This window comes from Novosphingobium organovorum (genome assembly GCF_022832435.1).
In the GTDB taxonomy this organism is placed as follows: domain Bacteria; phylum Pseudomonadota; class Alphaproteobacteria; order Sphingomonadales; family Sphingomonadaceae; genus Novosphingobium; species Novosphingobium organovorum.
Genome location: NZ_JALHLF010000055.1, coordinates 1 through 24,977 on the forward strand (window position 1 = coordinate 1; position 24,977 = coordinate 24,977).

General features: G+C 62.5%; 19 protein-coding genes and 2 pseudogenes. 14 read left to right on the top strand and 7 right to left on the bottom strand.

Annotated elements, in window-relative coordinates; all coding sequences use genetic code 11:
• Positions 1-53: 53 nt before the first annotated feature.
• Positions 54-557, top strand: a pseudogene (locus MTR62_RS13220) (IS5 family transposase); the annotation flags it as partial.
• Positions 558-662: 105 nt separating this feature from the next.
• Positions 663-1,820 (top strand): acyltransferase family protein, encoded by a 1,158-nt coding sequence (locus MTR62_RS13225; protein ID WP_244021666.1) that lies wholly within the window; start codon positions 663-665, stop codon positions 1,818-1,820.
• 413 nt (positions 1,821-2,233) lie between these two features.
• Here MTR62_RS13225 and MTR62_RS13230 read toward each other — a convergent pair.
• Positions 2,234-2,866, bottom strand: a pseudogene (locus MTR62_RS13230) (ATP-binding protein).
• On the opposite strand from MTR62_RS13230, the gene MTR62_RS13235 reads away from it, so the two are divergent.
• Positions 2,865-3,668 (top strand): hypothetical protein, encoded by an 804-nt coding sequence (locus MTR62_RS13235; RefSeq protein ID WP_244021639.1) that lies wholly within the window; start codon positions 2,865-2,867, stop codon positions 3,666-3,668. The pseudogene MTR62_RS13230 and the gene MTR62_RS13235 overlap by 2 nt on opposite strands.
• A 238-nt stretch (positions 3,669-3,906) precedes the next feature.
• On the opposite strand, the gene MTR62_RS13240 is transcribed toward MTR62_RS13235, so the two are convergent.
• Genes MTR62_RS13240 through MTR62_RS13250 form a run of 3 tightly spaced genes read right to left on the bottom strand, consistent with a single transcriptional unit; the run spans position 3,907 to position 9,424 of the window.
• A complete protein-coding gene (locus tag MTR62_RS13240; RefSeq protein WP_244021641.1) occupies positions 3,907-5,241 on the bottom strand; it encodes a TolC family outer membrane protein in 1,335 nt (444 codons plus the stop codon).
• On the bottom strand, positions 5,238-8,336 hold the full coding sequence (locus tag MTR62_RS13245; protein WP_244021643.1) for an efflux RND transporter permease subunit: 3,099 nt from the start codon (positions 8,334-8,336) through the stop codon (positions 5,238-5,240). The genes MTR62_RS13240 and MTR62_RS13245 overlap by 4 nt, the downstream gene beginning before the upstream one ends.
• Complete coding sequence (locus tag MTR62_RS13250) at positions 8,333-9,424, bottom strand: efflux RND transporter periplasmic adaptor subunit (protein ID WP_244021645.1); 1,092 nt, start codon at positions 9,422-9,424, stop codon at positions 8,333-8,335. The genes MTR62_RS13245 and MTR62_RS13250 overlap by 4 nt, the downstream gene beginning before the upstream one ends.
• 733 nt (positions 9,425-10,157) lie before the next feature.
• On the opposite strand from MTR62_RS13250, the gene MTR62_RS13255 reads away from it, so the two are divergent.
• The 5 genes from MTR62_RS13255 to MTR62_RS13275 all read left to right on the top strand — a co-directional run bounded on the left by MTR62_RS13255 (position 10,158) and on the right by MTR62_RS13275 (position 14,482).
• A complete protein-coding gene (locus MTR62_RS13255; protein WP_244021648.1) occupies positions 10,158-10,898 on the top strand; it encodes a response regulator in 741 nt (246 codons plus the stop codon).
• Positions 10,899-10,900: 2 nt separating this feature from the next.
• On the top strand, positions 10,901-12,241 hold the full coding sequence (locus tag MTR62_RS13260) for a sensor histidine kinase (RefSeq protein WP_244021667.1): 1,341 nt from the start codon (positions 10,901-10,903) through the stop codon (positions 12,239-12,241).
• Between the two features lie 77 nt (positions 12,242-12,318).
• Positions 12,319-12,786 carry an RcnB family protein gene (locus MTR62_RS13265; protein ID WP_244021650.1) on the top strand — a complete coding sequence of 156 codons (468 nt, stop codon included), beginning with the start codon at positions 12,319-12,321 and terminating at the stop codon, positions 12,784-12,786.
• A 125-nt stretch (positions 12,787-12,911) separates the two neighbouring features.
• The gene (locus tag MTR62_RS13270; RefSeq protein WP_244021652.1) at positions 12,912-13,748 is read left to right on the top strand and encodes a hypothetical protein; all 837 of its coding nucleotides are present in this window, start codon (positions 12,912-12,914) and stop codon (positions 13,746-13,748) included.
• Complete coding sequence (locus MTR62_RS13275; protein WP_244021654.1) at positions 13,745-14,482, top strand: DUF4410 domain-containing protein; 738 nt, start codon at positions 13,745-13,747, stop codon at positions 14,480-14,482. Before MTR62_RS13270 ends, MTR62_RS13275 begins: the two co-directional genes overlap by 4 nt.
• Before the next feature lie 312 nt (positions 14,483-14,794).
• On the opposite strand, the gene MTR62_RS13280 is transcribed toward MTR62_RS13275, so the two are convergent.
• Positions 14,795-15,622: an oxidoreductase gene (locus MTR62_RS13280; RefSeq protein ID WP_244021656.1), complete on the bottom strand. Its 828-nt coding sequence runs from the start codon at positions 15,620-15,622 to the stop codon at positions 14,795-14,797.
• A gap of 125 nt (positions 15,623-15,747) precedes the next feature.
• Between MTR62_RS13280 and MTR62_RS13285 the strand changes: the two genes are divergently transcribed.
• Positions 15,748-16,635, top strand: coding sequence for an AraC family transcriptional regulator (locus MTR62_RS13285; protein ID WP_244021658.1), 888 nt, complete (start codon positions 15,748-15,750; stop codon positions 16,633-16,635).
• Positions 16,636-16,933: 298 nt separating this feature from the next.
• Here the strand turns inward: MTR62_RS13285 and MTR62_RS13290 are convergent, their stop codons facing one another.
• Entirely contained in the window at positions 16,934-17,758 is an 825-nt protein-coding gene (locus MTR62_RS13290) for an IS5 family transposase (RefSeq protein WP_244021660.1), read from the bottom strand.
• A gap of 341 nt (positions 17,759-18,099) precedes the next feature.
• Between MTR62_RS13290 and MTR62_RS13295 the strand changes: the two genes are divergently transcribed.
• The 3 genes from MTR62_RS13295 (at position 18,100) to MTR62_RS13305 (ending at position 22,620) form a co-directional block, all read left to right on the top strand.
• Positions 18,100-20,400 carry a TonB-dependent receptor gene (locus tag MTR62_RS13295; protein ID WP_244021661.1) on the top strand — a complete coding sequence of 767 codons (2,301 nt, stop codon included), beginning with the start codon at positions 18,100-18,102 and terminating at the stop codon, positions 20,398-20,400.
• A 108-nt stretch (positions 20,401-20,508) separates the two neighbouring features.
• Positions 20,509-22,248 carry a hypothetical protein gene (locus MTR62_RS13300; RefSeq protein ID WP_244021662.1) on the top strand — a complete coding sequence of 580 codons (1,740 nt, stop codon included), beginning with the start codon at positions 20,509-20,511 and terminating at the stop codon, positions 22,246-22,248.
• Positions 22,249-22,620: a hypothetical protein gene (locus MTR62_RS13305; protein WP_244021663.1), complete on the top strand. Its 372-nt coding sequence runs from the start codon at positions 22,249-22,251 to the stop codon at positions 22,618-22,620.
• Positions 22,621-22,775: 155 nt separating this feature from the next.
• Here MTR62_RS13305 and MTR62_RS13310 read toward each other — a convergent pair whose 3' ends face one another.
• Positions 22,776-23,441 (bottom strand): SDR family NAD(P)-dependent oxidoreductase, encoded by a 666-nt coding sequence (locus MTR62_RS13310; RefSeq protein WP_244021664.1) that lies wholly within the window; start codon positions 23,439-23,441, stop codon positions 22,776-22,778.
• Between the two features lie 418 nt (positions 23,442-23,859).
• On the opposite strand from MTR62_RS13310, the gene MTR62_RS13315 reads away from it, so the two are divergent.
• Positions 23,860-24,264, top strand: a complete 405-nt coding sequence (locus MTR62_RS13315; RefSeq protein ID WP_327194411.1) for a hypothetical protein — start codon at positions 23,860-23,862, stop codon at positions 24,262-24,264.
• Between the two features lie 186 nt (positions 24,265-24,450).
• Entirely contained in the window at positions 24,451-24,573 is a 123-nt protein-coding gene (locus MTR62_RS21640; protein ID WP_407672683.1) for a transposase, read from the top strand.
• Positions 24,574-24,977 lie beyond the last annotated feature (404 nt).

Sequence of the window (24,977 nt, forward strand, 5' to 3'; positions counted from 1 at the left end):
CGTAATCAAAATGCCTGAAAAGGCATTTTTCAAACGGTCTCTAAGGGGAGGCGATGAGCAAACCACCCCGCGCACGCTACCGCACGACGAACGGGACGTCCTGCAACGCAGCGCTGGCGCGAAGAGGCTCGCTTCAGGTCGGGTTCGATCCCGCGATGCAGTGGCTTGCCCCGCCCATCGGCAAGCGCGGGCGCCAGCCCGTCTTCTCGGACGCTGCGATCTTGGCCTGCCTGACGTTGAAGGGCGTGTTCAAGCTTCCCTTGCGCCAGACCACCGGCATGATCGCCAGCCTTCTCAAGACGGCAGGGCTCGATTGGCTGGTGCCGGATTGCAGCACTTTGAGCCGGAGGTAGAAGACCCTGCTTGTCGAGATCCCCTGCCAACCCCGGGCAGAGCCGCTGCATCTGTTGATCGACAGCACGGGCATCAAGGCAGTGGGCGACCGGGAATGGTGCAGGCGCAAGCATGGCCCCTCCAAGCGCCGCCAGTGGCGCAAGGCCCACCTGGGCGTGGATGCCGGATCATTTGAAATCCGTGCCATCGAAGTGAACGGAGCCGGCCGCGAAAGTCCATCCAGCTCTCGCAAACGGAGGGCTTTCCAATTGGCTGCCTGCGGGCCATTGTCGCCGCGCGAATCAACTTGGCTACCCGAGGTTTGTCGAATGTTCAAAGCCGTCAGCGATGAAGACAACCGGACGATCTACAAGTTGTTCGATACGCTCCGGTATCCCCTGATTGTACTTGTCGTTTACATCCACAATGCCGGCTCGCAGGTGCGCTACGCGGACGGAAGCAGTTCGGCAGGGGGCGATTTCGCCTTCAACAGCTTCCTGCAAGCCTTCCTCTCGGAAGGGATCGCCCGAATAGCGGTCCCGCTGTTCTTTTTCATGTCCGGCTACCTTCTGTTCTTCAACACCGCATGGAACGTCGGCGCCTACCGCGACAAGCTCGCCAATCGATTCCGGACGCTGCTGGTTCCGTTCCTGTTCTGGAACCTGTTCTGGCTGGCGTTCAAGATCGCCCTCCAGCTCCTGCCCCAGACGGCCGCCTATTTCAGCAATCTCACCAAGCCCTTCGCGCAATATTCGGCTTTCGACTACGCCAACGACATCTTCGGCCTGACCCAATCGCCCGCCGCCTACCAGTTCTGGTTCATTCGCGACCTTATGGTGCTCGTTCTCCTGAGCCCGGTCATCCACTGGTTGATGAAGCGCGCCGCCGTGCCGTGCCTGGCCGTTCTTGCCGCATGCTGGTTCGCCGGATTCTGGCCGATCTACGTTCCGGGCCTCGATGGACTGCTGTTTTTCTCGATCGGATGCGCCATGAGCCAACGCCGGCTCGATCCAAGTTTGCGCTGTGACCGCGGCTTCTTGCTCACCGTGGGGGCTATCGCCTGCTTGTGCTTTGCCATCAGCTCGACCGGCAGTTCGCCGACCGACTTGCTTTGGGTCAAGCGGATCGGTGTAAGCTTTGGACTGGTATGGACGCTCAGCTGCGCGCGCGCGCAACTCGACAATGCGCGTTGGGTGAAGCTCAGCATGGCATTGGCCCCGGCGGCCTTCTTCGTGTTCGCCGCTCACGAACCGACCTTGCGTATCCTGCGCAAGCTAGTCTTCCGTATAGTGCCGCTGAACGAATTCTCCTCTGTTGCGCTTTACATCACCCTGCCTGTCATCACGATCAGCATCGTCACCGCAGGCTATTTCCTGCTACTGAGAATCGCACCCGGGTTCACCCAGGTCATCACCGGTGGGCGGGCCGCGGCTCCGGCGTCGCGCCTGCATCAGGCGGCAGAGACGATGACTGCGAGTGAGACTTAAAGCCGTCCCATACCGTGGGCGGCAGCGCGCAGGCCGAGCGGGTGGGCGAAGTCATCATCACCAATTGATTGGGGCAGGTAGGCCGCGCCTGACGCTGCCCGCCCGCTAGCCCATCCTGGGCGGCCCGCGCCCCGAGGGTGGGGGCGTGCCGCTGCTTGCCGATCCGCGTGGGCGTCCCCTCCCGCCAGCCGTCCGCGCCCCCACACGCCGCACTTGCCTCCACGCCCGGCCTCCACGCTTCGGGCACGGATATTACGCAGGCAGGGCTGCTATGAGGCACATCAAAATGTGTGATTTTTAGCTGTTTCCTGCGCTGAACAATGCCGAGTGAGCCTCAATGTGCGGATTCCGACGATCCCGATCAGGTAGAGGCCAGATCGCGGTTGATTAATGACCCTGTCCTTCTCGGTTGGTCAAGGGGCTGCGCAGCTGGCGTTCCGGCGCATGGATTCGCCGCTGAGTTCAAGCCGATGGGTATTGTGAACGAGGCGATCCATAATGGCGTCGGCGTAGGTGGGATCTCCGATCAGATCGAATCAACGTACCATGGGAAGCTGGCTGGTAACCGGCGTGGATTTACGGCCGTATCGGTCCTCGAGGATTTCGAGGAGATGATGGCGGGCATTGCCATTCAGGGGTTCAAGGCCCCAGTCGTCGATCAACAGGAGCTCGACCCTGGCGAGGCTTTTCATGCGCGCGGCGATCCGGCCATCCCCCTTGGCCAGGGCCAGTTCGTCGAGCAGGCGGGGGAGCCGGGTGTACAAGACCGAACGGTTGTCACGGCACGCCTTGTGACCGATGGCACAGGCGAGCCAACTCCTGCCGGTGCCTGTTGGTCCGATGATGGCACAGGTTTCACAGGCGGCGATCCAGTCGCCCTTGAGCAGTATGTCGAAGAGCCGGCGGTCGAGACCGCGGGTCGTGCGGTAATCGACGTCCTCGGGAACGGCCCGGGAAATCACGAAGAACGCGCAAGGGGACCTCATCCGCACCAGCAGCTCCACCGCCAACCAGGTGCGCGCCGCCTCCACCGCCTGGGAGAACATGAGCCTTGCGGTAGGTCAGGAACTCATCCCGGCGGTGCCCCCGCTGATCACGACCTTCACCGACATCATCAAGGCTTTCGGCACGCTCTCCCCCGAAATGCGCAAGTGGATCGTGATCGCAGGCGGCGTCGCGGCCGTGGTCGGCCCCTTGCTGGTCGGCTTCGCCGCGATCGCCGGAGCCATCGGCACCCTCGCGCCCATTCTGATCACTGTAGGCGGAGCCTTGGACACGGTGCTCTCGATCGGAGGAACGGCGATCGCGGCGATCGGCTACGTCATCTATGCCAATTGGGACGCGATCAAATCGGTGCTGTCGTCTGGCGTCGCGTGGATCAAGAGCGCCTTCAGCTCCCTGCCCGCGCAGCTGCGCCAGATCGGCACGATGATGATGCAGGGGCTCTTGCTGGCCATCAACCCGCTGGCACTGGGCGTGAAACTTATCGCCATGGCGAAGAACGGCATCACCGTGTTCAAGAACTACCTCGGGATCAAAAGCCCCTCGCGCCTGATGATGCAGATGGGCGATCACGTCGCCACCGGCCTCGGCCATGGTATCGATGGCGCCGCAGGAGGACCGCAGCGCGCGATGGGGCGGCTTGCCGGGGGCATCTCAGGCGCAAGCGCGCGTCAGCTCGCTCCGGCCGCCCAGCCCGCGCCTGTCACGCAAGGTGGCAGCACCTTCGTCTTCAAGATCAGCCAGCAGCCGGGCGAGGACGGCGAAGCCCTCGCCCGGCGCGTCGCGAAAATGGTCGATCAGGCGCAAAAGCAGCGCAAGCTGCGCTCGTACCAGGATGACTACTGATGCTTGCCGCGCTTGAAAGTGTGATGTCTTGTCCGAGAGCCGGATGCTGGAGAACCGCATTTCCGGTTCGATGAACAGGGAGTGGAGAAGGACCCTCTGGCAAGCCCTACAGGCGCGCCGCCCGACACCGCGCCACTTCCTGACTTTACTGGGGCTGCTGGCAAGCGTTTGGACAAACTGGCGCGTGAAGTTGCCAGGGCTGGATGAAAAGGCGAATTCACTCAAAAGGACATTTCATTCATCTCATGAGCGTGCGCAGATCGTCTTCGTCAAGCCGGCCCATTGCCGCATCGAGCTGCAAGCGGGCCTGAAGGTATGCGTAGATGGCGTTGAGCCTGTCGCTGCCGGTCGCGATGGTCTGGCTTTGCGCATCGAGAACGTCCTTCTGGGTGCGGATGCCGACTTCGCGCCCCGTCGTCGCTGCATCTTGTTGCGCATGGGATGACACGGAAGCCACGGTCAAAGCGGCGATCTGTCTGGCTCCGTTGTGCACGGCATACCAGGCCTTCTGCGTCTGCAGCCGGGCGTCGCGGCGCGCCGCTTCCAGCTGGTGCATGGCCTGTGTGGCCAGCGCTTCGGCCTCGCGCTGTTTCGAGGTGATCCCACCCCCGGCGTAGAGCGGAACGGTCAGGCGAAGCCCGACCGATGCGGTTTGGATACGGTCGGGAAGAATGGCATTCCCGTCGGCCCCGCCGAGCCGGTACTGTCCCTGATAACTTGCCACACCTTCGACGACGGGGCGGCCTGCCAGGCTATAGCGCTCGATATCCGCACCGGCCGCGCGGGCGGCATGCTCGGCGATGCGGACGTTGGGTGCGCTCCTACTGGCAATATCCGTTGCCTCCTCAAGTGAAACGGGCGGTAGTGCGGGCACGAGATCGGATCGGGGGCGCGCCAGATCCGTTCCGGGGAGCCCTGTCAGCTCGGCAAAGGAGGCTTGCGCAATGGCCAGGCCGGACTGATCTGCGATGCGGGATACCGCGCTGGCATCGCGCCGGGCCTCGGCCTCGCGAACGTCGGTGATCCGCGCACGCCCGGCCTCGAAGCGGGCCTGTGCGCCGCGTCTCTGCTCTTCGGCCGCATCGTATTGCCGCGAACTCGCGCTGAGGGCGTCCTGGGCGGAGAGCACGGCGAAATAGGCTTGGGCTACGCGCAGGATCAGCTCTTGCTGCTCGCCTTCGAACTGGACTCGTCCGCTTGCGGCCTTCTCGTGCAGCTGGGTCGCTTGTGCGGACTTGGCAGCATCGTAGATTGGCTGCACGGCCTGGACACCGACGCCGGCACGGCTTCCCGAGCGAGAGCCCGAGAAATAGGGATCGAGATCCTCGGGCAGGCGGGCGTTCGTCTCGGCTGCATTGTACTGATAGCCGCCCTGGGCCTGAAGGGAGGGCCGCTTGAGCGCGCGCGCCTGCACATCGGCTTCGTCACCGGCATCGCGCGCCGCTCTCGCGACGGCATGATCGGGATCGTGCATCACGGCCGCAGCATAGGCGTCGGCGAGGTCGGTTGCGGCAGCCGGGACGGCAAAGGTGCACAGGGCCGTCGCTGCACACGTAGTAAGAAGGCGCATCATGTCGTGGGCTCCTGGTTGCCCGGCTGCGTGTTGCCTCGGTCGAACACCAGTTCGTAAAGGGCGGGCAGGACAATGAGAGTGAGGATGGTCGCGACCATCAGCCCGCCCATGATCGCCCAGGCCATCGGTCCCCAGAACGTGGAACGCGTGAGCGGGATCATCGCGAGGATCGCGGCAAGGGCGGTGAGCATGATCGGACGCAGGCGGTGGACGGCCGCTTCGCGAACGGCCTCGCGCATCGTCGCGCTGTGCTTGGCCAGCACATCGATCTGCGCGATCAGAATGACCGAATTGCGCAGGACCATCCCGAACAGAGCGAGCGAGCCCAGCATGGCGACGAAGCCAAACGGGATCCGGAACGTGGCCATGATGAGCGCAACGCCGATCATCGCGAGCGGCCCCGTGGCGAGCACCACCAGCATGCGGGGGACGTTCTGGAGTTGCACCATGAGCAAAACCACGATGACGAAGACGGCGAAGGGGACCGCAGCCATTGTCGCGCGCTGGTTTATGGCACTCTGCTCCTGGGAGCCCCCCTGCGTGATCTTGGCGCCGTCGGGCAGGCTGGAGCGCAGTTTGTCGATCTCGGGGGCTATCCGGGCCGTGAGGTCACTGGCCTGCTCCCCCTCGACGTCGGCCGACACGGTGATCGTGGGCTGGCCATTGCGCTGATACAGCACAGAGGGTTCGCTCGCGGCGACGACATGGCCGATCTGGGAAAGCGGGATGCTACCTTGGGGCGTCGCAATGGGCAGATTGGCGATCCGACCGGGATCGGTGCGCTCGGCTTCGTCTAGGCGAAGGATGACGTCTAGGCCAAGATCGCGGTCGCGCAAGGTCGTGGTGCCTGCGCCCGAGAGGGCTAACTGGAGCGATTTCTGCACCGCCTGGGTCGAAAGGCCAAGCGCGCGCACCTTGTCCTGATCAAGTTCGACGCGGATCGCTTTCAAGGGCTCGCCCAGATCGCTGCTGACATCGCGAGCCCTGGCTTGATCGCGCAGCAGCGCCTCGAGCCGGTCGGCGACGGGCACCAATTGGGCAAGATCCGGGCCGGAGACTCGGTATTGCACGGGTTGGCCGACCGAAGGGCCGTTCTCGAGCCGGCTGACCCGTCCGCGCACCTCGGGGAAGCGCGTGGCAAGAAGCTCCTGCAAGTGGGAGATCACCTCTTCGCGGGTCTCTTCATCGCGGGTCTGAAGAATCAGCTCGGCCAGCGTAAGGTCGGGGGTCTGCACGTTCAGTGGCAGGTAGAAACGCGGCGAACCACCGCCGACATAGCTTGTAACAGAGGTTACACGCGTATCCTCGGCCAGCAGGCGTTCCATCCGGCCGGTCAGGTCACGCGTCTGGGCGAAGCTGGCGTTACGCGAGAGCTGGAGATCGACGACGATCTCCGGCCGGTCGGAGGCTGGAAAGAACTGGCGCGGCACCGCGAACTGGAACAGCGCGAGCGAGGCGATGAAGATCGCCGCCGTCACAGCCACCACAAGCTTGCGTCGGTGGAGGCAACCTTCGAGAACGCCGCGGAACCAGCTGTAGATGTGCCCGGAATACTGCTCTTCGGGTTCGGCAGCATCCTCGCGGGCGTCATCGCGCTGGGGCAGCAGGTGGAAGGCGAGATACGGCGTGAAGATCACCGCCACGATCCATGAGAGGATCAGCGAAAGCGCAATCACCTGGAACAGGGATTTCACGTATTCGCTGGCGGTGGCCTGGCTCATCACAATGGGCAGGAATCCGGCAACGGTGATAAGAGTGCCTATCAGCATCGGCTTGGCCGTGACGGTGAAGGCGCTTACGGCCGCACGTGTGCGGGTCCAGCCCGCCTCAAGGTGGGTCGCAATGGATTCCACCACGATGATCGCGTCATCGACCAGCAGGCCCAGAGCGATGATCAGCGCGCCCAAAGAGATACGTTGCAGGTCGATGCCCATGTAGAGCATTGCGGTGAAGGTCATCGCCAGCACCAGCGGGATGCACAGCGCGACGACGATTCCCGGCCGCCAACCCAGCGACAGGAAATTCACCGCGAGTACGATAACGATGGCCTCGAACAGAGAGCGGGTGAATTCGCCCACGGATTCGTCGACCACCCGGGTCTGGTCGGACACGGTTTCGATCTTCATGCCCAGCGGCATCTCGGACTGGAGCTGTGCAATGGCGCCCTTAAGGTCCTTGCCGAGCCGTGCGACATCGCCATCCGCGCGCAGGCTGATACCGACACCTACCGCCTCCTGGCCACCGAAGCGCATCGCGAAACTCGCTGGATCTACGGGCTTGCGTTCAATATGTGCGAAGGAATCCAATCGGATGCTCTTGCCGTTGATCACGATCGGGGTCGCGACGATGTCCTGCAGTGCATCGTAGGTTCCGCTCACCTGCAGGCGTACGCGTTCGGGGCCTGCATCGATGATGCCCGATGCCGAAATGGCGTTGGTACTTTCGAGCGCGTCGGCGATCGTCTGGGGCGTGATACCAGCCCCGGCGAGGCGGGCGCTGTCGTAGGTCACGTAGACCGCCTCGTTCTGATCGCCGACGAGTTCGGTCTTGGCGACGTCGGGCAGTTGCTGCACACGGTCGCGCAGGGTTTCCGCGTAACGGCGCAGCGTGGGTTCGGCAAAGCCCACGCCGGTGATCGCGTAGATGTTGCCGTAGGTCGTGCCGAATTCATCATTGAAACCGGGGCCCACGATGCCGTCGGGCAGGTCGGCGCGGTTGTCGTTCACCGTCTTGCGCACGTTGTACCAGATGTCCGGGATTCGGCTGCTCTTGACCGTGGAGATGAGGGTGACGTTGAGTGTGGCCCGGCCGGGCAGAGCCTTGCTCTTCACGTAGTCTATCTCAGGGATGTTTTCGGCCAGCATCGTCTCGATAGGCTTGATAACCTGCTGCGCCATCTGCCCGGCACTGGCACCCGGCCAACCGACGGTGATCATCATCGTCTTGACGGTAAACTCGGGATCCTCCTTGCGTCCAAGCGAGAAGTACGAGAGCAGGCCGGCGACGGCAGCCACGGCGACGAGAAAGCCAATGAACTGGCGATGGTCGAGCGACCAGCGGGACAGGTTGAAATCATGCATGAAGGGATTGCTCACGAAGAAGGCACCTTCACGATGCGAACCTTCTCGCCGGAATGGAGGAGTTGCACCCCGGCGGTAACGATGGTCTCGCCAGCATTCAGGCCTTTCGTTATGCGTACGATTTCTCCGCCCGGCGCGCCGAGGCGTACAGGGCGTGGGGCGACTGTCATGGCCTTGCGGTCAACCACCCAGACGCGGGCATGGCTCGAGCCCGTCGCTTCGTGGCTTTCCCAAACTGCGGTAAGAGGGACGTCCATGGCGCCGTGTCCGGAGCGGATGCGGACGTGCAATTGTGCGGTTTCACCCATCAGCAGGGTTTCGGGTGGGGCCTCGATCGAGATTCGGGCTGCGAAAGTGCGCGTCGTGGGGTCGGCGGCACCTGCGATCGTGCGCAGGTGCGCAGGATAGCGCTTCCCTGGATGGCTCCAGACGCTGACGCTGAGCGCCGTTACTTGGCGCACCTGTTCGAGTCCGCCCTCGGGGAGGGCAACCGCGATTTCGGGGCGTCGGTCGTCGGCCAGCGTGACCACGCCCTGTCCGGCGCCGACAACCTGCCCGACTTCGCCCTGGACCTGGGTGACCACGCCCGAACGGGGTGCGCGCAATCGCGTGCGGTCCATTTGGGCGGCGGCCGTGCCGCGCTGGGCAGCGGCCGTGCGCAACTGGGCTTGGGCCTGCGCGGTCTGCGCCTTTTGCTGATCGAATTCGGCAGGCGAGATGAAGCCCTTGTCCAGCAGTTCGCGCGAGCGGGCGAGATCTGCGCGCTGCGTCGCCGCTGCCGTCTGAGCGGAATGGCTCTGAGCTGTTGCGCTGTCGAGCGCCCGGGCATAGTCGCCGGGGTCCAGTCGCATGAGGTCCTGGCCGGCGCGGACGAGGTCGCCGGGATCAACCGTGCGCGCCGTGATACGCCCCGGCACCTCAAAGCCGACCTGGCTCTCGAAGGCGGAGCGAATTTCACCCGCATACGTCGTTTCGTTGGTCTGCGAATCCTCGGACACGGTCAGGACCGCAACGGGGCGCCGTTCGTCTTTTGCTGGTTTGTCTTGGCTGCAGGCGCAGAGCATCAGCGCGCTGGCGGGGATCATGGTGCGAAGAGGTGACATCGTATTTCCAGGGCCGGAAGGGGCGGCCTGTGGCGGCCCGTTGCAAATCGAGCCCCGGGCAATGAAGGGAAAGTGCAACACCCGATCATGACCATTGTAACGGTTTATTTCATTGGTGATTGCAGGCCAGGATGACGTAACTCTCGCTAGAGCGGTTTTCGATCGGATTGCATCAGATCTACCGCTCTAGACTTTTGTTTTGACGCATTTTCTGAACCGTCAGGTGATTCCACCTGACTGGAAAATGCTCTGAGGAAGCGGGGAACGGCAGGCCTGCGCGTCCTGTTACAAACTGCAATGTCTGTTCACGTTCGCCACAAACTGCAGCGCCCGGGACANGAGGAAGCGGGGAACGGCAGGCCTGCGCGTCCTGTTACAAACTGCAATGTCTGTTCACGTTCGCCACAAACTGCAGCGCCCGGGACAGTCTAGGGAGAGGCCCGCCCACGTTCCGGGCGAGGACCATAAGGGGATATTCGATGAAGGCACTCCCGATCCTTATCGGCCTTTCCGCTTTGACCGTGGCGGGCCGCTGCGCGCGGCTTTGCCTATGGCGATACGGATAGGGACGCTCAGGCCACACTCGTCGAATTGCGCGAAGCCGTCGCCAAGTGGCGCCAAGCCATATCCGCGCTTGTATCGAATGGCCCCCGTGCCCTTTCCGGGCCAAAGCGTGCTAGGGCGCAGGAAGGGGCTTTCCACGTTACCCCGAGCCATAGGAAGGCAAGACTTCATGACCGCCCAATCACAGGCGACCTTTTCCCAAGGTATGATCGCCGTGGTGGAGGACGATCCTGGCATTCGCGGGCTCGTCAAATCCCTTCTCGAGCGTGAGGGCTTCACGGTCACTGCCTTCGAGAGTTCGCGAGGGCTGGACGAACACGTCCTGGCCCGTCTCGACTGCCTGATACTCGATCTGATGCTACCGGGCGAGGACGGGCTCGACATCTGCCGGCGACTGCGCGTCGAGATGCCGCGGCTACCGATCCTGATCGTCACGGCCAAGGACGATCCCATAGATCGCATCATCGGGCTGGAGATCGGCGCCGATGACTATCTCGCCAAGCCCTTCAACAAGCGCGAACTGCTGGCCCGCCTGCGCTCCATCATCCGGCGCACGCGCGACATCGAGGCGGCCGGGAGCAAGGAGAGTGGAGACACCTACCGGTTCGATGGGTGGGTGCTGCGCGTTGGATCGCGCGAGCTTTCCGATCCCCGAGGCGAACCGGTCATCCTCACCACCAGCGAATTTGATCTGCTCCATGCGCTGGTCCTCCACCCGCGCCGGGTGCTCTCACGCGATCTCTTGATCGATTGGACACGGGGCGGCTCGGCGAACCCCTTCGACCGCGTGATCGACGTTCAGATGAGCCGGCTGCGCCGCAAACTGGGCGACCATCCGCGCGAATCGGCGATGATCCGTACCGTGCGCGGAGATGGATACCTTTTCGCGCCCAACGTCATCCGCTCGTGAAAATGCGCTCGATCCGCCTGCGTGAACGCATCGCTGTCATCGTGGTCATCCACCTTCTGGCGATGATCGGCATCATCGTTGGCTTCCTGAAGATGGCCGATCCCGCGCATATGGAGCCGTTCTACCGACTCCCTGATCCCACCAAGGTGGCGTTGATAGCTGCGGCCTTCGAGCGCACGCCGCCCGACACCCACGCCGAGCTCGATCGCGCCTTTTCCGATGCCACGCTCCAGGTCGCCCTACACCCCTCGATGCCTGTGAATAGGCCCGGCTCGGTTACGCCCGAGACGCTGGAGTTCTATCGTGATGCCCTTGGTGGGCGACCGTTCCGGTTACAGGTTTTCGGTTCCGACGTGCCGCGCAGCTTCGACGACAGGCCGGGGATCACCTCGAGTCCGATCCGGATCACGGTCCAGCTGCCCGATGGGCAAGCGCTGGCCATCGAGCAGAAGGTCACCGCGCCCGTAACCAAGATTCTCAGTAACCTCATGCTGTTCCTGCTCGTCGTGGCGGTGCTCGACGTGCTCATCGTATTCTGGCTGGCGGCGCAGTCTACGCGACCGGTCGAACGGCTGGCCCGGGCCGTGCGCGAGGACCGGCTCGACACGGTGGATCTGCCTGGGCCGCGCGAATTTGTCGAACTGGGCAAGACCATTCGGGACTTGCGGACGCGCCTCAAGGTCCTGCTCGAAGAGCGGACCCGGATGCTTGCGGCGATTGCGCACGACTATCGCACCTATCTAACCCGGATGGACCTTCGCAGCGAGTTCATCGAGGATTCCGAGCAGCGCCGGCTGGCCGGGCAGGACATTGAGGAGATGCGTGAACTTCTTGCAGACACTCTGACTTTTGCGCGAGAATCGTCGACCTGCGAAGCAGATCCGGTAACGTGTGAGGTCCGCACCGAACTGGCTGCGCTGGCACTTGAGAGAAAACGCACGGCGCAGGATATCGCCATCGTTCCAATTGGCGAGGCCGTGCTGGTACGTGCTTCGCATCTCTCGTTCCAGCGCATGATGGCCAACCTTCTGGACAATGCCCTGCGCTATGGCGGAGGCAGCGCGCGGGTTCGGGTGCTGGCGGAACGGACTCATGTGCACATCTCGGTCGAAGACGAGGGGCCAGGTGTTCCCGAGATCGATCTCGAACGCCTCCTGCAGCCTTTCGAGCGCAGTGAACCCTCGCGTGCGCGGCACACCGGTGGAGTGGGCCTTGGCCTGTCCATCGTTCAGGCGCTGGCGCGACGCTATGAGGGGGACGTGCGCCTCGAGAACCGTTCCGAGGGCGGCTTCCGCGCGATCCTCTCCTTGCGGCGGGGGGAGTTGGTCCCGCCCGAGGCATGACAAGTTCCGTTACATTCGTCACGCATGGTTGTTGCGGGACTCGGTGAGAATGTGGCTCCAACCAAGGAGCTGGAACCATGCATAACTTTCTTCCCCAAAGGGCCGCCCGCCGGATCGGCCTCATCGGGTCGGTCCTCAACCTGCTGCTCGCCATCAGCCCGACCACGGCCCATCCCGATACTGTGCGCCACACCACCGTGCAGACCGATAATGGTGTCTATAGGCGTACCGTCGTGGTTGATCGGGGGCGTCCCGGCTGGTGGCACGATCATCCCGGCTTCGTCCATTACAACGGCCCCCGGGCAGGATACTACTTCGCGCCCGGATACGGATATTACCGCGTCCCGCCTGCCTATGTCCACACGACCTGGGTTGTCGGCCGGACCTTGCCGGTCGATCTGCGCGGCTACGTCGTCGTCAGCCCGGCGGGGTACGGACTCGCGCCGCCGTCGCCAGGTTATGGGTGGTATTTCGTGGGGACGAATTTCGTCCTGATCAGAAAGTCGAGCGGTGTCATCGTCCAGTCCGTTGCGGGCGGTTGGTAGGCGCAAGGCTCCGACAGATGGCGAACCTGCTCCTGCCCCCGGCAGGTTCGCGATCCCCCCCCCTCCCCGCGCTTAAGCGCCATGCGTCACAGCGCGCGATATCCCCGGTTCAGAAGCGAGATTACATGAAACTTCGCCCCCTTGTCTTCCTGCCACTGGTGGCTCTTCCAACCGTCCCGGTCCATGCCGAAGCGCCAGTCATGCTCTATCCGGTGCATATCGGCGCCGAAACCGCACGTTACGAGCGCGGTACGCCTACTGTGTCGTACGATATGCCGCGTGGATCCGTGCAGATCCGTCCCCTGCCGGTCGAAGATGGCCGCGTTGCTTTCTCTGTCGCGGTCTTCAACAAGGGGATGCGCGCGGCCAATTTCGGTACCGAGAACATTTCGGCCACGGTCAACGGTTCGCCCGCGTCGATTCCGACCTACGATCAACTTGTCCACGCAGCCGAGACAAAAGCACACGAAGCGAAAATCGGCACCGCTCTCCTCGCCGGTGTCCTTGCAGGCGTCGCCTCTACCGCTTCGAATGAAGGAACTTACTATCGCCGGTATGGAGGGCCCGGTCATGGCCATGTCGAGGCGATCCGCTGGCATGACGACAGTCCCGGACGTGCGGGGGCGGCCGCGGTCGTGGCAGGCGGCGCGATGGCGATCCGGGGTATCGACGACAAGCTCGATTATACGCTTGAAGAGCTTGGTGGCCAGGCGCTCCGGACGACGACGATCGATCCGGGTGCCTCGTTTGGTGGCATGATAATCGTGTCCGGCGTCCGTCGAGACGACCGTCATGCCGATATCCGCCTTGCCATAGACTTCGACGGTGTGCGCTACCCCTTTGCGTTCCGCCTTGCCCCCGTTGGGGCCGGGCCAGCGACGTCGATGCCGGCGACCCAGCCCGTTGAGGCAAATTCTGAAACCGGACAGGTGGCATCGTCCCGTCCAGGAGGGCAACCGTGAGGCTCTGCAACCAACACATCCATCTGGCTCTCGCAGTGTGCGCCGCCGCTCTCGTGTCGGGCTGTGCACATACGAAAATTGGTGACGTTGCCCTGAGCCCGGCACGTGAGCTGCCGGCAGCCTCGCGCCTTTGCCTTCGGGTTTCTCTCGCGCCGGGACTTCAAGGTCAGGAGGCTGCAAGCAAGGCGGCCCGCAAGCTTGAAGCGAAACTTCTCGAAAAATACCACGAGGCCGGTTTGAGCGCCGGCATCGTCCTTGGCCAGCTCAAGGACCAAGCGGCCGCCTTCGTCCAGGTCCGTATTGTGGAGGCGGATCCTGGCAACACCGCCAAACGGTTGTTGGTAGGGTTCGGTGCTGGCCGCTCCGCGTTTGCCACGCGGACACGTATCCAAGCCGGGCCCACTGAGCCTGTGGCGCGGGATGTATCGCAACCTGCACATCTGGCCTTTTCCACGATGGCGAAGGACGGCCTCAAGCCTGGTGTGATCCTGAGCGGAGGTATAGCGACGGTGACCGGCGATGTCTCGCGCTTGGCTGTGGGCGCTGCCATTTCGACGTTGGCCGAACTGCGCAGTGGTCTTGGCCGTCAGGCCGAACGCACGGCCGACGTGATCGTCGAGCAGACCCACGTCTTCTACCGCGCCTCCCACTGGGACTGGCCCCCATCCCAACCGGAAACAGTGTATTCGGGCAACATTGACAGGCCCAACTTGGCGTGTTCGTCCAAGTCGTGACCTGTGTCAGGTATGCGATCCTCATCTTGCTTGATGAAACATTTGGCGGGCTCGGGCCGAGTCCCGCCCTGACGGTGCATTTCGAGCAGCAGCCAGCGTGCGCCCACCGACCAAGTCGTACCTATTGCCTTCAGTCGTTCAATTTAGAAAACGGAACCGCTCGGATCGATCGCGTCGTGGAAACGCCAGGCCATCGAGCGGATAGCGTAGCACAAGCTAAACCGACCCTCTGAAGACGCTCAGCTGCCAATATCCGCTCCCTAAGTACGGACGTTCTGCTAATCTGCAGCCAGTCATCGCTCAGCGTTTAACTCAGCCATCCGTCGACAAGGTCAGGCTCTCCCATTCATCGACCTCACGTTCCATCTGCCTGAAGCGTTCGCGAACCAGGCGCAGGGCATCGCTACCCAGCAGCAACTGTGGTGGCGGCGCATCGGCATCGATCAGGGTAAGGACAGCCTTGGCCAGCCTGACGGGATCGCCAGCCTGTTTGCCGCTCTTTTCTTTGCGCGCGGCCCGGATCGGATCGAACTGGGCGTCATAGTCGGCAATGGCGCGTGGACTTCGCACCATCGATCGCCCCGCCCAATCGGTGCGGAAGGAGCCGGGGCACAGGGCCGTGACGTGAACGCCGAAGGGCGCCATCTCCGCGCGCATCACTTCCGAAATGCCCTGAAGCGCAAACTTGCTGCCGCAATAATAGGCGATCCCGGGCATGGTTATCATCCCGCCCATCGACGTCACGTTGACGATAAATCCACAGCGCCGTTCGCGAAAGCGAGGAAGGAACGCCTTGGCGACGGCAACCGCTCCGAAGACGTTGACGTCGAACTGGCGGCGCATTTCGTCGAGAGGCGATTCCTCAAGGATGCCTTCATGACCATATCCGGCATTGTTGATGAGGACATCGATCGGGCCATGTTCGCTGTCGGCGCGATCGACAATTCCGGCGATCATCTCGAAGCGCGTCACATCGCACAAGACCGTCACGACTTCGGGCAGAGCCTCGGCCAGACGATCTCGCGCCGCCTCGGAGCGGACCGCGCCGATAACCCGGTGGCCAGCATCGAGGGCGGCCTTGGCGATGGCGAATCCGAAACCGGAATTCGCCCCGGTGATGAAGAACGTGTGTTGCGACATGGCGGTGTTCCTGCTGGTTGCTTTTACACCTTGCCAAATGGTATGATCACGTCGGCCCTAAAACGGCATTTTCTCTGAACTCCTTGCTCAATCCTATGGCATCGTCACGCACAACGCCTCCTCTCGTGGAATTGGCGGCCAGTCTTGCGCCGCGGCACGGGTACAATGCGTCCAGCCTTCCCGGCCTGCGCATCCTGCGCTCGCAAGCTATGCTCGAGGACGTGCCGGTACTTTACCGGCCCGGAGCTGTCTTCGTGTTGCAAGGATCGAAGCAAGGGTTTCTCGATGGCGATGTCTATCGCTACGATGCCGATCACTACCTCGCCGTCTCAGTGCCCGTGCCGTTTCGTATGGCCTCACAGGCGGATGCCAGTTGCCCCTTGCTCGCCGTCTATCTCGATTTCGACCTTCATGTCGCGGCCGAGATCGCTGCCGTGATGGCCCCCAAGATGATGGCGGTGGACGCCTCGCAGACCCGCGAACAGGCACGCAGTCTGGTCTCGAGCCCGATGGAGCCTTCCATTCGCGATGCGCTGCGACGGTTGCTGGAGGCTCTCCAGACACCGCAGGAGTGCACTATCCTGGGACCGGGCCTTATTCGTGAATTGCATTTTCGGGTCATGACGGGGCCGCAAGCCCGGCCGCTCCTCGCCGCCCTGCAGCACGAAGGAGCGGCGAACCGGATCGTAAAGAGCCTGTCGGAGATCCGCGAACGCTATCACGAAAAACTCACCGTCCCGGCCCTTGCCCAGGCTGCGGGGATGAGCGTTGCGTCATACCACGCCGGTTTCAAGGCGCTTACCGGAAGTTCACCCATTCAGTACATCAAGGCCATGCGCCTGCACGAGGCGCGCATGATGATCGCGCGGCGCGAAGCGGCCATATCGACTGTCGCGATGCAGGTCGGCTACGCCAGCCCCGCGCAGTTCAGCCGGGATTTCAAACGTCATTTTCATCGCAATCCCAGCGATGAGGCCCTCTGGCTGCGTGAGCACATCGGCGAGGCCTCTTAGCTCCGGGCCCGACCCTTTGCGGTCCTTCAACCGCCGATTTTCCGTGCCCAGCTGCGGACAGGCGGCAATCGGCTAGCCGCTCGCCAATGGATCGCAATTTTAGTTCCCGATGGAGGAATGCTCGGTGTCACGTCAGAATTCTCTGAGTGTACGGTTTGCCGTATTCCATCCCCTGAATTGCTGGATCGTTCGCTTTGAATTTTCGTGCGCCATAGCTCCCATCACCAAAGCGTCCAGTGAGGACGACCTCATCTTCGGCGACAAATCCTAAATCAACCTCAGAGTCCGTTTGAGAATGTCATGGATGGACAATTCTGCGGAGCATGAGACTGCCTAGGGCGACATGGATCATGGCCTCCGAGACGTCGATCCGCTGCTCGTAGTCGCGGGCGAGGCGTTTCCACCGGGTCATCCAACCGAAGGTGCGTTCGACGACCCAGCGCCTCGGCAGCACCTTGAAGCCCGCCTCTTTGTCGGAGCGGCGGATGATCTCGAGAACGAAGTCCTGATAGGCAGCGGCGTCCATCAGACGGGTGCGATCGTAGGCGCCGTCGGCGAACAAATGCTTCAGCCAGGGCCATCGCTTGCGAATGGTCGCGACGATCGTTTGAGCGCCAGCGCTGTCGGAGATGTCGGCAGTGGTCAGATTGACCATGAGCAATCGGCCATCGGTATCGACAGCAATGTGCCGTTTACGACCGAGGACCTTCTTGCCCGCATCAAAGCCTCGTTTTTCTGCCGCTGGGGCCTTGATCGACTGACTATCCACGACGGCCGCCGTCGGGCTTTGTTCACGGCCTTCGCGTTCACGGTCCAGCATGAGGGTAACGTCGTGGAGCGTGCGGAACAGCAGTCGGCGCACGAAACGGCGAAACCACCAATACACCGTCTGCCAGGGCGGGAAGTCGTTCGGCAACATCCGCCATCCACCACCTGTTCGGGCCAGATAGCGCAGCGCATCGAGGACATCACGCAGGTCCGTCTCTGGCTTGTGACCGCGCTTGGCCACGGGCGGGAGAAACGGCTGAATGAACAGCCATTCTTCGTCGGTCAGATCGGTCGGATAGCGCTTCGATCGCTTTTCAAATCTGGCCATCCGGCTACGGCTCGCTCGGGTCCACATCCCAAGCTTGAATCACGCCCGCGCCGCCACATCAACCCATTCTCAAACGGGCTCTTAGGGCTTTGATGATGTGACCACCCCCGACGGCATTGTGATGTGCCCCCATGCATGAATTCGCGCGCTGCGGTGATCGACGTCTGAAAATACAGATCACCCGTGGCTGCACTTTGTTATTGTAGCGCTACAGTAGCATTTTTGCTTCCGTTACAAAAATCAACAATTGTAATTTTCAATGGATACCTATGAAGAGGTTCAATTATAAAATTGCGAAGGTGACGATTAGCTCCCTTGGTCAGACAAGATGATGGCGCCGTGCTCGCGGCGTACAAGGGAGAAGATGTATGAACCGCAAGGCAGCGTTGCTGTGCCTTTCGCCCGCCCTGGCGTTGAGCCCGGCACTGGCCTGGGCTCAGGCCACAGGCGATCAGGAGGATTCCTCGGCGAGCGCGCAGGCCAATGCCGCGCCCGGTCGGCAGGTGTCGATGAACGAGATCGTCGTGACCGCGCAGAAGACTGCGACGACACTGCAGGATACCCCGATCTCCATCGTGGCGATGACCGGCGACAGTCTCAACCAGCAGGGCAAGACCGAGTTGCGCGATGTGCTCGACCAGGTGGCCGGGGTCAACTTTACGACTGCGGCCTACGGTTCGGTCAACATCAACATGCGCGGCGTGGAGGGCATGTCGGGGGCGCTGGGCAAGACTGATCCGGCGGTCGCGGTCTATTTTGACAATTCGGTGTCCTCTTCGCTGCTGGGCGATCCGGGGACGGGCGTGTTCTATGATATCCAGCGCGTCGAGGTGCTGCGCGGGCCGCAGGGTACGCTGTACGGCAGCGGCGCCGAGGCGGGGGTGGTCAATGTCGTTACCGCCAATCCCGAGCCGACCCTAGGTGGCGGAGCGACGGTCGAGGCCGGCAACTATGGCCTTGCGCGCGGATCGGTGTTCATCAATGTGCCGCTGGCTGACAGTCTGGCCGTACGCGTGGCGGGCCAGCGGCTCTATCGCAATGGGTATTATACCTCGGGCGGGGATTCGGCCGACGTGCTATCGGCGCGTGCCAAGATCCAGTACGATCCCGGTACGGGGCTGCGCGTGTTGGTGGGAGCGCAGTACACCCACCTGGGCGGCGCGCTGGCGGTCGGCGGCAGCGGGACCGGTGTCGCGGCCTATGCCCTGGGCGATGCGCCTGCCAATCCGTGGGACGACGTGACCAAGGACGGCGGGGTTACCGGTCAGGTCCCTGGATCGCGCCAGGACGACAGCTTCTACAAGGTTTGGGGTGAACTGGAGGCGGATCTTGGCTTTGCCGACCTGACCGTCATTCCCTCCTACAACAAGGTGAACCGCAACCGTGTACTGGCCCAGTACGTGAGTACTGACGACCCTTACACCTACACGTATTATCCCAATACCATCGACGGCGATTCCACCTCGGTCGAGACGCGGCTCAATTCCAAGGCAGGCGGGCCGATCGACTGGCAGACGGGATTCTATTACCAGAACACCAACGCGGTTTATTATCAGGGCGAATATTCGCGTCACGTCAACGAAGGGCAAAGCTCGATCGCCGGTTTCGCTAGCCTGACCGGGCACCTGACCGACCGTTTCTCGCTGACCGGGGGGCTGCGCTACACGCAGGACAAGAAGGACTTCGTGACGGTCGACAGTTCCTCCAGCCTGTCGGGCGCGCGCACCTGGCACCACGTCGACTGGCGTGTGCAGGCGCAGTACGACCTGACGCCGGGCATGATGTTCTACGCCACAGTGGCGACCGGTTACCGCCCCGGCGGCGTCGATACCTCGGCGAGCGAATACCTCACCGATCTCGATGGCAACACGTTCCTCAACACTTCGCTGTTCAGCAAGCCGGAATCGATGACCAATTTCGAGATCGGCACGAAGAACAGCCTGGGGGCCGGGTTGACGCTCAACCTCTCGGCCTACTTCACCGACTTCCGCAATCGTCAGTATACCTATTTCACCACCACCGCAGACCCGGATTCGGCTTGCCCCAACGGCGCGGCGCCGGACTATTTCGGCGACGACGTGGTCTGCAATCAACTGACCAACGCCAAGCGGGTCCACATCTTCGGGGTGGAAAGCGAAATGGTATGGGACCCGACCATTGCCGATCATTTCCAGGTCTCGGTGGCTTACCTGTCGGCCAAGGGCGCCGCAAACGAGGAGGTGGGTCTGTCGGTGCCTTCGGGGGCTAGTGTACCCAGCGATGCGACCGTCTCGGGCTCGAACATCTACTACCAGACCGATGGCGCCACGTTGCCGCTTTCGCCCAAGGTGGCGATCAACGCCAGTTACAAGCACGGTTTCGCGATGCTGGGCGGAGTGCTCTCGGTCGGGGGGGGGCTGCGCTATTCCTCCAGGTACTATCTCAACGGGTTCAACTACCTCAACGACGCGGTGACTTCGGACGGGGTGCGCGTGGGAGATCTCTATATCCAGCCCAGCTACGTGAAGTATGACCTCAACGCCGATTTCAAGCCTGACGAGGGAGCCTGGTGGATCTCCGCCTATATCCGCAATCTCACCAACGAGGCGGTGAAGTCGGCGACCGATGGCAGCAACACGCAGGTCGAGCCGCCGCGCACCTACGGCATGGTGCTCGGCTTCAAGTTCTAGAAATTTTCCCGGCGCATCGATCGGTGCGCGTGCGACTGGAAAGGGCCTATCCGGTCACCTCCGGCGATGGCGCGTATCTTCTCTCCCCGTTTCAAGGAAACCCCGGCGATGAACAAATCCACCTGCAGTCTTGCCGCTCTTATTCTGGCCCTCGGGCTTGTCCCGCTGGCCGGCGCACCCAGTGCGCTGGCCGCTGAGGCTCCGGCGCTGGTGGCTGCGACCCGGCATTTCGACACGCTTACGCTGCGGGCCGGAGAACTCCCGCAGGCCCCCCAGGGCAAGCAGCTCACACTTACCGTCGATGGGATCGAGACGCCGCTTGCGCCAGGCACTTACACCGGTGACGTGACGCTCAGCGTGACGGACGATATTCCCCTGCACTTCCTCGATCTGCCGGTGCAGCAGATGCGCACCGCGCTCTACGTCGAGAATGGCGTTCCGGTCTGGTCCAAGTCGGTCAAGGCCGCACTGGGACAGGGTTCAGCCGAAGCGGGCAAGGCACAGCGGCTCGATATCCGGTCGGTCGGGCCGGACTTCAACGGTGTTATCGTGACCGGAAACGGTTCCTATCGGCTCGATCATCCGGTGATCGACATGGTCGGCAACGGGGGCAACGACTTTGCCGGCTTCGGCGCTGCGATCATGGCGACGGGCAAGGTCGATCTGACGATCGAGCGCCCGATCATCCGCACGCACGGCGCGATCCGTACCGCGCTGTTCACCGGCGATGACGCGGTCGTCCATGTCGACAACGCCGAGATCGAGACGCTCAACGGAACGCTGCCCAAGGGGTATCACTTCACCGTGGACCTGGGGCGGATGATGGAGGCTCCCTGGATGCTGGGCGTGTCGGGCAACGTGCGCGCGAGCAACCTGGTCGGCAACGGCACGCTGTACATTACCAATTCGCACATCCGCTCGCAGGGTTGGGGGGGCTTATCGACCGACGCCCCGCAGCATGTACGCATGATCGTCAAGGACAGCCTGATCGAGCTGACCGATACCGGCTATGGCACGTATTCGATTGGCGATTCGCTCAACACCTTCGCGCATTCCATCCTGCGCTCGCCCGAAGTGGGGGCGATCATGGCGGCGCAGGGCTCGCTGACGCTGACCGACGCTACGCGGGTGGAGGCGGGCACGTATGGAGTGATGATGCATTCCGGTCTGGGCGGGGGCACGCTGACCATTGATGGTGGAAGCGAGATCCACGCGGGCCGTGCGGCGATCGAGGTCAAGGGGGTGGCGACAACCATCCTTGTCGACGATGCGCGGATCACCAGCGCAACCGGCGTGATCCTTCAGGCGATGGAGAACGACGATCCGGTGATGCAACAGCTCATGCGCGGGGAACTTCCCGAAGGGATGAGCGCCTTCCCGCCGGGCATGGGGCCTGACGACGCTCGGCCCCAGGGGGCGCGGCCCAACCCCGATGTCGTGGCCCACTTCGCCCATGTCGGGCTTATTGGCGATTTCTGGAACGCACGCGTGGCGCAAGGCGGGATGAACCTTACCTTTGGAGCAGATGCCCATATTACCGGGCGCATTTCTACCGCGCGCGCCGCGCCGGCCAGCGGCACGGCACCCACGCGCGCGACGTACCGCGAGATCGGAAACGTGGTCGATACAGCGGTGCCTGATCCGCGCCCCGATGGCATGGTCGTCCACCTCGCGCCCGGTTCGCGCTGGACGGTGACGGGCGCCAGCTACCTCAACCGGTTGGTGATCGATGCGGGGGCGCGGATTGACGGCGGGTCGGGCGCGCTGACGCTGACCGTCAACGGCAAGCGCATCGCCGCCCGACCGGGGCACTACGAGGGGCAGATCGTGCTCGACAGCCAGCCTTGAATGGTCGGCGTGTTGAACGCCAGGGCTGGCCTGTACGGGCGCGGCAGGGCTGGCCCGCGCGGCATAGCGCATCCGCGTGTCGGTCGGTTCAGCCGCCGCCTGTTCGAGCGTTTCGCCGTCGAAGGACATGATGCCGTGCGAGGCGGTCCGCCGGGCAAGCTCGGGTTCGCCGAGCGTGGTCACGCCCACCCGGCTGTCGCTGATCGCGGTGTACTGGTTGGCGGAAACCGCGACCGGAGCAATCCCCGCACCGTGCACCGCGATACGACGGGACAGTACGGTCAATTCTGTCGACTCGAGCCCGAAGCGGATGTTGAACACGGTCCCCAGGACGCGGAACGAGCACGCACCGGCCTCGACTACGAGGGGTGACTACACGAAAGTGTCGTATCTGCACGCTAAGGGCGAACAAATCTGGTACGATGCCAGCAGAGGCTACCGGTGGGCATGCAACTGCATGTTCGACCTATTCCTTGAGCATGTCGGTCATCGCGGACGACGATATGGGAGGGCGGCAAGGCGGCTCATCAACGATCGAGGTAGAGCCCTGCTCGCCAAATATGTGAGCCGGTTGCCCATCCCCGGTATGGCGAAGGATTGCCGATGAACCAGAGCGTGGACGGCATGCGCCGCGATCGGTCAACGTTCATCAAACCCAACCTCCCCCACTTCAAATCGCGAAGGGCAGCCATGTCTGTGTCGATTCCACCGGGGGCAAAAGACCCAACGCTCACGCCCGTCCCGGCAACCTCGACGGAAAGCGCCCGCATGAGGGTGCTCACATAGGCTTTCGACGCGCCGTAGACCGCTTGGAAGGACACGGATGTTTCTCCCGCCAGGCTCGGCACGGCGATTACTGAGGGTTCAAACGGCTGCTGTCTGAAAATCGCAATCAGGCGAGCCAGCAAATCCGTGAAGCCGAGTATGTTTGTTTCAATTACCTCGACATAAGCGTCGGCATGGCCTGCATCAAATGGACCGACGCTCGTCAACCCGGCGGCCAACAAAGCGGCTGTCACTTGCAATTCTGCAACCTTGGCCGCGATTTTCTTTCTTCCATCAATTTCATGTTGATCAGCCACTATGATCTCGCACGGCACATTGAACCGCTCGTCGATTTCGCCCTGTAGCTCCCGCAAGTTATCGAGCCTTCGTCCAGCAATCAGGGGCTTGGCCTGGTACGATGCCGCCAAGCGGAGGGCACACGCTCTGCCCAGGCCGGTCGAGGCCCCAGTTACAAGAACCCACGAGTTCTTGATCGGCAGTGGTTTCCTCGGCTTTCCAATGGCCATGTGTTTGCCAATGGAGCCGAGAAAGTGGTGCAGGACCAATAGCTGGTCCCGCTTTGGTATTGAACTTCGAAGCCTCGCTCATGCCGTTCTCGACCGATCATTCTGTTCATCCATCCATGCCCGATCAGCGCGGTTTCGGCATTATTTAGATGGTGTAACGATCCGGCACCGGTCGCGCATCTCTGATGCAGGGTTGGAGGCCTCCCGGTACGACGGTTGAATGGCGTCAGCGGTTGGGCTGCGCCAAGCATCGAGGGAGGCTACCGTGAGCTACTATACCGGGATCGACGTTTCGCTGGAAGTCTAGCATTTCTGCATTGTGGATGCTGCAGGCAGTATCGTGAAGGAGGCACGCGTTGCCAGCGAGCCGGAGGCAATCATCGCCTGGTTCGAAGGTCTGAACCTTGAGATGGCGGCAATCGGCCTGAAAGCCGGTCCGCTGTCGCAGTGGCTCTATGCAGCGATGATCGAGGCGAAGTTTCCAGTGGTCCTGCTCGAGACCCGCCAGGTTCGCGATGCATTCCGATCAATGCCGGTGAAGACCGACCCCAAGAATGCCCGCGGCATTGCCCAGTTGATGCGTCTGGGCAATGCCGCTGGGTTCATTGCAAGTCACAGGAAGCGTAGGAGAACCGGACGCTCCTTGCTGGCCGCAAGATGCTGCAGTCGAAGTACATCGATCTTGAGCTGTGCCTGCGCGGACTGCTGCGTGGTTATGGCCTGAAGGTAGGGCCGACGAACCGCAAGACCTTCGAGGGGCGGGTGCGGGAACTAGCGGCATCGCCCCCCCGGAATCGACCACGCCGTGGATGCCCTGTTGAAGGCGCGAGCTACGCTGCTTGAGCAGTTCCGACGGCTCGATGGTCTGATCAACAGTCGGGCGCGCCAGGACGAGAGGGCGCAGTTACTGATGACCGTGCCGGGTGTCGGGGCGCTGATCTCGCTGACGTTTGTTTCGGCGATTGACGATCCGGGCCGGTTTCGATCCTCTCGGACCGTCGGAGCGCATTTGGGCCTGCCCCAGTGCACGTAGCAGTCGAGGGCGCCTTGCGCGATGGCAGCCAACTGCCGTTACCAGCGAGAATATATCCGGTTTGAACTGCGATTTTATGCGCCACCAAGGCGCACGATTAGCCGAGACCGTCGCGACTTATTGTTACTTACGATCCGAGACCAGCTGGCATTGCGGCCAAGCTCGACGTTCCTGCCGCTAACATGGAAGTGGAGCGCTTGTTTACAAGCTGGCCAGATAAGCCGTTGCCCGCCGCGCGGCGGCATCTCGCGCTCCTCTTTCTCGCTACGGGCGAACCGGCTTCAGCTACAGTGCAATGGCTTCGCCTTCCAGTTTCAGAGCCTGATCCAAAAGTTGTTGAGCAATACCAGAATGTTACGATTCACGCCGTCCTTGCGAGAGATGGAGCGATCAATGGCATGGAC

What these genes read in the sequence shown, in the direction of transcription:
- MTR62_RS13270 (WP_244021652.1), top strand. Translation starts at nt 12,912, where the DNA reads ATGAAACTTCGCCCCCTTGTCTTCCTGCCACTGGTGGCTCTTCCAACC.
- MTR62_RS13295 (WP_244021661.1), top strand. Translation starts at nt 18,100, where the DNA reads ATGAACCGCAAGGCAGCGTTGCTGTGCCTTTCGCCCGCCCTGGCGTTG.
- MTR62_RS13260 (WP_244021667.1), top strand. Translation starts at nt 10,901, where the DNA reads ATGCGCTCGATCCGCCTGCGTGAACGCATCGCTGTCATCGTGGTCATC.
- MTR62_RS13300 (WP_244021662.1), top strand. Translation starts at nt 20,509, where the DNA reads ATGAACAAATCCACCTGCAGTCTTGCCGCTCTTATTCTGGCCCTCGGG.
- MTR62_RS21640 (WP_407672683.1), top strand. Translation starts at nt 24,451, where the DNA reads ATGACCGTGCCGGGTGTCGGGGCGCTGATCTCGCTGACGTTTGTTTCG.
- MTR62_RS13265 (WP_244021650.1), top strand. Translation starts at nt 12,319, where the DNA reads ATGCATAACTTTCTTCCCCAAAGGGCCGCCCGCCGGATCGGCCTCATC.
- MTR62_RS13290 (WP_244021660.1), bottom strand. Translation starts at nt 17,758, where the DNA reads ATGTGGACCCGAGCGAGCCGTAGCCGGATGGCCAGATTTGAAAAGCGA.
- MTR62_RS13225 (WP_244021666.1), top strand. Translation starts at nt 663, where the DNA reads ATGTTCAAAGCCGTCAGCGATGAAGACAACCGGACGATCTACAAGTTG.
- MTR62_RS13255 (WP_244021648.1), top strand. Translation starts at nt 10,158, where the DNA reads ATGACCGCCCAATCACAGGCGACCTTTTCCCAAGGTATGATCGCCGTG.
- MTR62_RS13235 (WP_244021639.1), top strand. Translation starts at nt 2,865, where the DNA reads ATGAGCCTTGCGGTAGGTCAGGAACTCATCCCGGCGGTGCCCCCGCTG.
- MTR62_RS13280 (WP_244021656.1), bottom strand. Translation starts at nt 15,622, where the DNA reads ATGTCGCAACACACGTTCTTCATCACCGGGGCGAATTCCGGTTTCGGA.
- MTR62_RS13250 (WP_244021645.1), bottom strand. Translation starts at nt 9,424, where the DNA reads ATGTCACCTCTTCGCACCATGATCCCCGCCAGCGCGCTGATGCTCTGC.
- MTR62_RS13240 (WP_244021641.1), bottom strand. Translation starts at nt 5,241, where the DNA reads ATGATGCGCCTTCTTACTACGTGTGCAGCGACGGCCCTGTGCACCTTT.
- MTR62_RS13305 (WP_244021663.1), top strand. Translation starts at nt 22,249, where the DNA reads ATGGTCGGCGTGTTGAACGCCAGGGCTGGCCTGTACGGGCGCGGCAGG.